Source organism: Pseudoroseomonas cervicalis ATCC 49957, assembly GCF_000164635.1.
Taxonomy (GTDB): Bacteria; Pseudomonadota; Alphaproteobacteria; order Acetobacterales; family Acetobacteraceae; genus Pseudoroseomonas; species Pseudoroseomonas cervicalis.
Map to the genome: position 1 here is coordinate 564,518 of NZ_GG770778.1, position 6,488 is coordinate 571,005.

A 6,488-nucleotide genomic window follows, 5' to 3' on the forward strand; every position below is an offset into this window, starting at 1 on the left:
GCCTGCGCATCGTGCTGGCCTGCCTGGCGCTCGGCGTCGCGGCGATCGCCGCCGTCGGCACGCTGCGCGCCGCCACCGAGGCGGGGCTGGCCAGCGATGGCAGCCGCATCCTGGGTGGCGACGTCTCCATCCGGGTGGCCACCCAGCCCATGGCGCCGGGCGGGCGGGAATGGATCGAGGCGCGCGGCGGCCGGGTCTCCGAGATCGTCGAGATGCGCGCCATGGCGATCGCGCCCAATGGCGAGCGCACCCTGGTCGAGCTGAAGGCGGTGGATGCCGCCTATCCGTTGCAGGGCGCGCTGGTGCTGGACCCGCCGGCGCCGGATGGGCTGCGGCCGGGCGAGGTGGCGCTGGAGCCGCTGGTGGCCGAGCGCCTCGGCCTGGCCATCGGCGACCGGCTGCGCCTCGGCGAGGCCAGCTTCCGCTATGCGGGGCTGGTGGCGAATGAGCCGGACAAGGTGGCGAGCCCCGCCATCCTCGGCCCGCGCGCCATGATCCCGCTGGCCGACCTGCCGCGCACCGCGCTGATCCAGCCGGGCAGCCTGATCCATTACGAATACCGCGTGGCGCTGCCGCCGGGCAGCGATGTCGGCGGCTTCATCCGCGCGCTGCGCGCGGGGCCGGATGATGGCAGCTGGCGCATCCGCTCGGCCGCCGAGGCCGCGCCGGGGGTCAACCGCTTCCTCGACCGCGCCGCCTCCTTCCTGACCCTGGCCGGGCTGACCGCGCTGCTGGTGGGCGGCATCGGTGTGGCCACCGGCGTGCGCGCCTGGTTGGACCAGCGCGCCCGCACCATCGCCACGCTGCGCTGCCTGGGCGCGCCGGCGCGGGTGATCTTCGTCACCTACCTGATCCAGGTCGGCGTGCTGGCAGCCTTGGGCATCCTGCTCGGCCTGGTGGCGGGGCAGGGGCTGACGCTGCTGGCCGCTCGCGCGCTCTCCGGCGCCCTGCCGGTGCCGCCGCAGCTCGGCCTCTACCCGACGCCGCTGCTGCTCGCCGCCGCCTATGGGGCGCTGACGGCGCTGGCCTTCGCGCTCTGGCCGCTGGCCCGCGCGCGGGAGATCCCGGGCGCCGCCCTGTTCCGCGACACGGTGCAGAAGACGCGCTTCCGCGCCTCCTGGGGGCTGCTGGCGGTGAACGCCCTGGCGGTCGCGGCGCTGGTGGCGCTGGTGGTGCTGACCGCGGCGCAGCCGGTCTTCGCGCTGGGCTTCTGCGTCGGCGCCGGCGCCACGCTGCTGCTGTTCCGCCTGGGGGCCACCGCGCTGATGGCGCTGGCCCGCCGTCTGCGCGGGGCGGGGCGCCCGGCGCTGCGGCTGGGCCTGGCCAACATCCACCGCCCCGGCGCGCCGACGCCGCTGCTGCTGGTGGCGCTGGGCATCGGGCTGACCACCCTCTCGGCGGTCGCCATGATCGAGGGCAATCTGCGCCGCCAGCTCTCCGACCAGCTGCCGGGGGCGGCGCCGAATTTCTATTTCATCGACATCCAGTCCGACCAGGCGCAGCGCTTCGACGCCACCGCTTTGGCCCAGCCGGGGGTGGTGGAGGTGACGCGCGTGCCCTCGCTGCGCGCCCGCGTGGTCGCGGTGAAGGGCGTGCCGGTCGAGCGGATGCGGGTCGGCGAGGACAGCGAATGGGCGCTGCGCGGCGATCGCGGCCTGACCTATGCCGCCCGCCCGCCCGAGGGCACGCGGCTGGTGGCCGGGCAGTGGTGGCCCGAGGATTATCGCGGCCCGCCGCTGCTCTCCCTCGATGCCCGCATCGCCGAGGGCTGGGGCGTCGGCCTCGGCGACGAGGTGGTGCTGAACGTGCTGGGCCGCGACCTGACCTTCCGCATCAGCAGCCTGCGGCGGATCGAGTGGCAGGGGCTCGGGCTGAACTTCGTGCTGGTGGCCTCGCCCGGCCTGCTGGAGGCGGCGCCGCACACGCATATCGCCACCGTGCGCGGCGATGCGGCGCAGGACGCCGCGGTGCTGCGCGCGGTGACGGACGCCTTCCCCAATGTCTCCGGCATCCGGGTGCGCGACGCGCTGGCGGCGGTGGCGGGGCTGCTGGAGCGGCTCGGCGTCGCGCTCTCGGCCGTGGCCGGGCTGACGCTGCTGGCCGGCGCCCTGGTGCTGGCCGGCGCCATGGCGGCCACACAGCGCCGCCGGGTGCGCGACGCGGTGGTGCTGAAGGTGATCGGCGCCACGCGGGCGCAGATCCGCCGCGCCTGGATGGTCGAGTTCGGCCTGGTCGGGCTGACCGCCGGGCTGCTGGCGGCCGGCGCCGGCACCGCCGCCTCCTGGGCGGTGGCGCGCTATGTCATGCGCACCGAATGGATCTTCCTGCCGGTGACGCTGGCCGCCACCATCCTGGGCTGCACCCTGCTGACGCTGGGGCTGGGCTATGCCGGCACCGCCCTGGCGCTGCGCGCCAAGCCCGCGCCGATGCTGCGCAACGAATGAGGGGGGGTGCCGATGAAATCCTGGCGTCAGCCTGTCCGCGCTGCGCTTTGCCGTTGAACCGGATTACGGTTAGTCCATATATCTTGTGACCCGCGGATTCTCCGCGCTGGGAGGAGTTGAGACACCTATGGCCTCTGGTCCCGACTATCGTTTCACGACGGGTGCGCCCGGCTGGGGCCGCGTGGCGACGGCCGACGCAGCCGCCATCGATGCCGGGCTGCGGTCCTACATGCTGCGCGTCTACAACTGGATGGCGTCCGGCCTGCTGGTCACCGCGATCGTCGCCTATGTGATCGCCAACACCGGCCTGTCCGAGCTGTTCTACACCGTGGGCCGCTCGCCGCGCGGCTTCGTGGTGACGCAGCCGACCATCCTGGGCTTCGCCGCGATGCTGGCGCCGCTGGCCTTCGTGCTGGTGCTGTCCTTCGGCATCAACCGCATGAGCAAGACCACGGCGCAGGGCCTGTTCTGGCTGTTCTGCACCGCGATGGGCGCCAGCATGGCGAACATCTTCGTGGTCTATGTCGGCGCCTCGGTCGCCAGCACCTTCTTCGTGACGGCCAGCATGTTCGCGGCCATCAGCCTCTATGGCTACACGACGAAGCGCGACCTGACGAAGCTCGGCGCCTTCATGATGATGGGCCTGATCGGCATCATCATCGCCAGCTTGGTGAACATGTTCGTCGGCTCCGGCATGATGGCCTTCGTCATCAGCGTGATCGGCGTCGTGGTGTTCGTCGGCCTGACCGCCTACGACACCCAGCGCATCAAGGCCGACTATGTCGAGTTCGCCTATGCCGAGGGCACCGATGAGGCGGCCAAGCGCAGCGTGTTCGACGCGCTGGGCCTGTACCTGAACTTCATCAACCTGTTCCAGCTGATGCTGCAGTTCATGGGCGTCCGCCAGCAGGACTGATCCCGCCGCCCAGGCGGAGGAGACCGGCCCCGGGGAGCGATCCCCGGGGTTTTTTCATGCCCGCGCGGCCCCGGGCGGCGGGCCGTCGCCGAGCTGCGGCCAGGCCGCGCGCAGCACGGCCAGCGCCGCCTCGGCGGCCGGATTCTCGGTCTCGGCCGGCCAGGCCAGCATCAGCTCGGCCGCCGGCGGCGCCTCCATGGCCAGCGGGCGCAGCGCCACGCCTTCCGGGCGCAGCCGCTCCACCGCGCGCGGCACCAGCGCCAGCCCCAGCCCGGCGCCGACCAGGGCCAGGATGGAATGTGCCTGGCTGACATGCTGCACCGGCCCCGGCACCACCCCGGCCAGCCGGTAGAAGCCGGTCACCAGCTCGTGCAGATAGCGGCCCTCGACCGGCGGGTAGGTCACCAGCGCCTCGCCCTGCAGCGCGCCGGGCGGGATGGCGGGGCGCGCCGCCAGCGGATGCGCCGCCGGCAGGGCCAGCAGCAGCGCCTCCCGCTCCAGCCGGGTCCAGGCCAGGCCGGGCTGCGCCTGCAGTGGCCGCACCAGGCCGAGATCGAGCTGCCCCGCCCGCAGCGAAGCCAGCTGCTCGGCCGAGACCGCCTCGCGCAGCCGCAAGCTCACCCCCGGCAGGCGCTGGCGCAGCAGCGAGACCAGCCGCGGCAGCACCGCATAGCCGGAGGCGGCGGTGAAGCCGATGGACAGCTCCCCCGCCTGGCCCTCGGCCAGGGCCCGGGTGCGGCGCGCGGCGCCCTCGGCCAGGCGCAGCAGGCGCCGCGCCTCGTCGAGGAAGGCGAGGCCCGCCGGGGTCGGCCGCACGCCGCGGCTGTCGCGCCAGAACAGCCGGGCGCCCAGTTGCTGCTCCAGCGCCTGGATCTGCCGGCTCAGCGGCGGCTGGGTCATGTTCAGCCGGGCGGCGGCACGGTGGAAATGCCGCTCCTCGGCCACGGCGACGAAGCAGCGCAGCTGGTTGAACGCGAACATGGATACCGCTCCGGTATCGGCCAATGCCGATTTGGCCTTGGACGGGTATCGCAGCACCGGATTACAGCGGGGGCAAGGCCGCGCGGGAAAGCCGTGGCCGTGCAAGGGAGAGTCCGAGATGCAACGCCGTGCCCTGCTGCGCAGCGCCGCCTTGGCGGCCGCGCTGTCCATCCCCGCCATGCCGCGCGCGGCAATGGCCGCCGAGCCGGCCTTCGACCACACATTGCGCATCATCGTGCCGAATGCGCCGGGCGGCACCTCCGACATCGTGGCGCGGCTGATCGCGCCGGAGCTGACGCGGCGCATCGGCCAGCCCGTGGTGGTGGAGAACCGCGCCGGGGCGGCCGGCAATATCGGCGCCGACGCGGTGGCCAAGAGCCCGCCCGACGGCCACACCCTGCTGCTGATGGATGTGGCGACGCTGGCCATCAACCCGGCGCTGTTCCCGCGCCTGCCCTTCGACCTGGAGCGCGACCTGGCGCCGGTCTCCATGCTGATCTACGCGCCCTATCTGGTGGCGGTGCGCAACACGCTCGGCGTCACCGACGCCGATGGCCTGGCCGCCCGCGCCCGCGCCGCGGCCGGCGGGCTGAACGTCGCCAATGCGGGGGTGGGCAGCCTGACGCATCTGACCGCGGTGGAGCTGACGGCGAAGCTGGGCGGCGAGGCCACCCATGTGCCCTATCGCGGCGGCGCGCCGGCGCTGATGGCGGTGACCACCGGCGAGGCCGACCTGATCGTCAACGGCGCCACCGCCACCCTGCCTTTCGTCGCCAATGGGCAGATGCGCGGCATCGCCGTCTCGGGGGCCCAGCGTATGGCCGCGCTGCCGCAGGTGCCGACCTTCGCCGAGCTGGGCTGGCCGCTGCCGGAGGCCGGCACCTGGCAGGGCGTGCTGGTGCAGGGCGGCACGCCCCGCCCGCTGGTGGCGCGGCTGGAGGCGGTGCTGCGCGAGACCCTGGCGCAGCCCGCCATCGCCGCCCGCCTGGCCGAGCTGGGCGGCGAGGTCCGCACCGACGGGCCGGAGGCGATGCGCGACTGGCTGAGCCAGGCCAGCGCCCGCTACGGCGCCATCGTGCGCGCCCACAATATCCGCCCCGAATGAGGACGCCCGCATGAGCATGACCGGCACCCGCCTGGCCCCCGCCGCCCTGTCCGGCTTCGCCGCGCGGCTCTTCGCCGCCGCCGGCCTGGCCCCCGGCATGGCTGAGAGCATGGGCCGGCTGCTGGTGCTGACCGACATGATGGGCCGCCACACCCATGGCCTGGCCCAGGCCGGCACCTATCTGGCCGAGATCGAATCCGGCGGCATGGTGGGGGAGGGCGGGCCGGAGCTGCTGCGCGACAGCGGCGCCACCCTGGTCTGGGATGGCGGCTACCGCCCCGGCCTCTGGCTGGTCGAGCAGGCGATGACCGAGGCGCTGGCGCGGTTGCCGCAGCATGGCGTGGTGACGGTGGCGCTGCGCCGCAGCCACCATATCGGCTGCCTGGCGGCGCTGGCCCGCCAGGCCACCGAGGCCGGCTGCTTCGTCATGCTGGCCTCCTCCGGCCCGCACAGCCGCATCGTCGCGCCCTTTGGCGGGCGGCAGGCGCTGTTCAGTCCGAACCCCTTCGCCATCGGCTTCCCGGCCGGGGCGGCGCCGGTGCTGGTCGACATCTCGGCCTCGATCACCACCGTGTCGATGACGCGGCAGAAGGCGGCGGCGGGCGAGCAGTTCGAGCATCCCTGGCTGCTGGATGCCGCCGGCCGCCCCACCACCGACCCGGCGGTGATGGAGCACCCGACCGAGCGCGGCAGCCTGATGCTGCTGGGCGGGGCGGAGGCCGGCCACAAGGGCTTCGGCCTGGCGCTGATGGTGGAGGCGCTGACCCAGGGCCTGTCCGGCCATGGCCGCCGCGACGCGCCGGGCCGCTGGGGGGCGAGTGTCTATCTGCAGCTGATCGACCCGGACGCCTTCGCCGGGCGCGACGCCTTCGCCCAGCAGATGGAGTTCCTGGCGGAGGCCTGCCGCGCCAATGCACCGATCGACCCCGACCGCCCGGTGCGCCTGCCCGGCGACCAGGCGGCACGCGGCATCGCCCGGGCCGAGGCGGAGGGGCTTGCCCTGCCGCCGAAGACCGGCGCGGCGCTGCGCCACTGGGCGGCC

General features: G+C 74.1%; 5 protein-coding genes. 4 read left to right on the forward strand and 1 reads right to left on the reverse strand.

Translation table 11 applies throughout. The annotated features are described in order from the left end of the window. Positions 1-2,444 (forward strand): ABC transporter permease (locus HMPREF0731_RS09725; protein ID WP_007003936.1); only part of this gene is annotated, 2,444 nt, incomplete at its 5' end. 127 nt (positions 2,445-2,571) lie between these two features. Then, a complete protein-coding gene (locus HMPREF0731_RS09730; protein WP_007003937.1) occupies positions 2,572-3,360 on the forward strand; it encodes a Bax inhibitor-1/YccA family protein in 789 nt (262 codons plus the stop codon). 54 nt (positions 3,361-3,414) lie between these two features. On the opposite strand, the gene HMPREF0731_RS09735 is transcribed toward HMPREF0731_RS09730, so the two are convergent. Continuing rightward, complete coding sequence (locus tag HMPREF0731_RS09735; protein WP_007003938.1) at positions 3,415-4,341, reverse strand: LysR substrate-binding domain-containing protein; 927 nt, start codon at positions 4,339-4,341, stop codon at positions 3,415-3,417. A 118-nt stretch (positions 4,342-4,459) separates the two neighbouring features. On the opposite strand from HMPREF0731_RS09735, the gene HMPREF0731_RS09740 reads away from it, so the two are divergent. Together HMPREF0731_RS09740 and HMPREF0731_RS09745 are read left to right on the forward strand one after the other, a co-directional pair. Continuing rightward, positions 4,460-5,446: a Bug family tripartite tricarboxylate transporter substrate binding protein gene (locus HMPREF0731_RS09740; RefSeq protein ID WP_007003939.1), complete on the forward strand. Its 987-nt coding sequence runs from the start codon at positions 4,460-4,462 to the stop codon at positions 5,444-5,446. A 10-nt stretch (positions 5,447-5,456) separates the two neighbouring features. Next, positions 5,457-6,488, forward strand: a 1,032-nt coding sequence (locus HMPREF0731_RS09745; protein WP_007003940.1) for an Ldh family oxidoreductase, incomplete at its 3' end; no start/stop codon positions are given.